Origin of the sequence: Roseateles sp. (assembly GCF_049240545.1) — a bacterium.
Classification (GTDB): domain Bacteria; phylum Pseudomonadota; class Gammaproteobacteria; order Burkholderiales; family Burkholderiaceae_C; genus Paucibacter_A.
The window spans coordinates 1-2,258 of record NZ_JBMLSK010000180.1 but is presented as its reverse complement, the minus strand read 5'-3'; the positions used below and the strand labels follow the sequence as shown (position 1 = coordinate 2,258).

Genomic DNA, 2,258 nt, shown 5'->3' with positions numbered 1-2,258 from the left:
TAACGAGTAAGGATAGATCGCGCGCAGCCGCGATCTGATCCGTTTGTTGGACAAGCCCGGGGCGCTCGGTGGTGGCCGTATGGATTTGCCGCAGCCCCTGTAAATTGATCCGATGGATCGGGGCGCGGACGGCAGGGTTTGAGGGCCTGCCGATGGACTGGGTACTCGCAAGCTACGAGTCTTGGCGCAGTCGCTGAAGGTTCTGGTCTTGAGCGCGCAAGCCTTGCCAGCGGTCTGCTCCTACAGGCGGTGCAGCCGGGCTTGTGCAGTGGGGTTTGGCGTCTCTCAGTGCTTGGCGGCCTGAGCCGGTTGGGGTTGATCGGGCCGCACGGTGCGCGGTGCCGCAGCAGCAGTTGCAGCGTTCGCAGCCGCAACAGCAGCCGCCTCCTCGGGGCGCATGCGCCGGCGCAAGATGCGCATCGGCTGACCGCAAGCACAGCGCCACACTGGGCGCTCAGGCGGTGGCTGGGGCGGCAAGACCGGCACGCCCTGCGTGAGCTGCAACAGCCCTAGCAGGCGGCGGCTGTTGTGATGCAGGAAGCCGAAGTTGCGCGTGCGCTGCAAGCCCCGGGGCAACACATGCTGCAGCAGCAGCCACAGGAAGTCGGCACCGGGCAGCGATCGGGTAGCCTGCTTGCCGCTCTTGGCGTCGCGCCAGCGGTAGCGGACCTGACCGTCCTGGCACCCCAGGATGTCCGCCTCCTGAATCACCCCCCGGTACAGATAGCGCCCCAGGTAGCGCAGCGCCGCCTGCCCATCGCCCACCGCCTTGCAGTCCACCACCCAGTGTTTGGGCAGCTCGGCGATCAATTCGCTCGGCACAGGCAGCCCAGCCCGCGCCAGCGCCGCCTTGAACTTGGCCGCAAACACCGTTGCCAACGCCGTTTGGCTGAACAGATAGCCGCCGCGTGCGGCCTCCCGGCTGCCGGGCGTCTTGCCCAGCCTCACCTTGGTGCGCCACAGCCGCTCTTGTGCATTGAGCGCAGCGGCCGGCATGCACACATGCACATGCGGATGCAAGCCCAGCTGCCGGTTGTGCGTGTGCAGCACCGCCACCGCGCCGGGCGTGCCCGCAAGCTGCCGGTCGTTCTGGCTGAAGGTCTTGAGCGTGGCCCAGGCGCACTGCATCAAGAGCGCGTAGACCCGGCGCTGGTGCTGCCAAGCAAGGGTGCGCAACTGCGCCGGCAGCGTGAAGGTGACGAGGAAGTAAGTCGCCGGCACCAGGGCCTCGAGCTGGCGCTGCAGCCAAGCCTGGGATTCATGGTGCTGGCAATGCGGGCAGGCGCGGTGGCCGCAGGAGTGCGGCAAGCAGCGCTGGCTGTGGCAGCCCTGGCAACTGGCCAGCATCTGCGGCGCAAAGCGGCTTCGGCAGTGCTTCAAGGCCGCCAAGGCTTGCCGGTGGCTGGGCAGCAACTGCGAGCCGTAGCGGGTCAGCAGCTCGGGCTCGAACTGGGTGATGAGGTCGGCCACGCGGGTCATGGCTGGGCCCTCCAGCCGATGGCGTAGCGGTTCATCAGCGCGTTGAGCCGCTCCGTGCACTGATCGGCCGTGTGGCTCGTCAGGTGCGTGTAGCGCGACGTGGTCAGGATGCTGTGGTGCCCGAGGAGCTGCTGCACCTTCAGCAAATCCACCCCGGCCTCAATCAGGTGCGTGGCATAGCTGTGGCGCAGGCTGTGAGGGGAGATCTTTTTTTAAGGCCGAGCTCTTGCGCCACGCACGCCAAGGTGCGCTGCACGCCGCCGCGGTCCAGCGGGCTGCGGGCTTGGGCAGCGCCGGTGCGGCCGCCAGCGCGATTGGGGAACAGTAGCCGGGGGTGACGGTGCACGGCCCAGAAGGCGCGCAGCACCGAGAGAGTCGCCTCGGGCAGTGGCACCAGGCGGTCGCGGTTGCCCTTGGCGTTGCGCACGTGCACGCGCATGCGCTGGGCATCGATGTCGGCCACGGTGAGCGACAGGCCTTCGCCCAGGCGCAGACCCAGGCTGTAGAGCGTGAAGAAGAACACCCGGTAGCTCAAGCACCGGGTGTGGTCCAGGATGGCCTGGACTTGCCCGGTGCTGACGATGTCGGGGAGCCGGCTGGTCTTGGGCGGGCGGACAAAACCGGGCATGGCCCAAGGCGCCCCCAGCACGTGTTCGGTGAAGAACTTGAGGCCGTAGAGATCCAGCTTCACGCCACTCCAGGAGTGCGCAGCCTTCAACTGGGTGAAGTAGTCGGCCAGTTGGGCCTGGGTCAGGGCGCTGACTTGGTAGTCGAAGTGC

At 67.5% G+C, this 2,258-nt stretch carries 1 protein-coding gene and 1 pseudogene; both read right to left on the bottom strand.

Annotated features, from left to right (window positions below; genetic code table 11):
- Nucleotides 1-285: 285 nt before the first annotated feature.
- A complete protein-coding gene (locus ACOVRJ_RS11920) occupies nucleotides 286-1,479 on the bottom strand; it encodes an IS91 family transposase (RefSeq protein WP_422044067.1) in 1,194 nt (397 codons plus the stop codon).
- A pseudogene (locus tag ACOVRJ_RS11915) lies at nucleotides 1,476-2,107 on the bottom strand (tyrosine-type recombinase/integrase). The gene ACOVRJ_RS11920 and the pseudogene ACOVRJ_RS11915 overlap by 4 nt, the downstream one beginning before the upstream one ends.
- Between the last annotated feature and the right edge of the window lie 151 nt (nucleotides 2,108-2,258).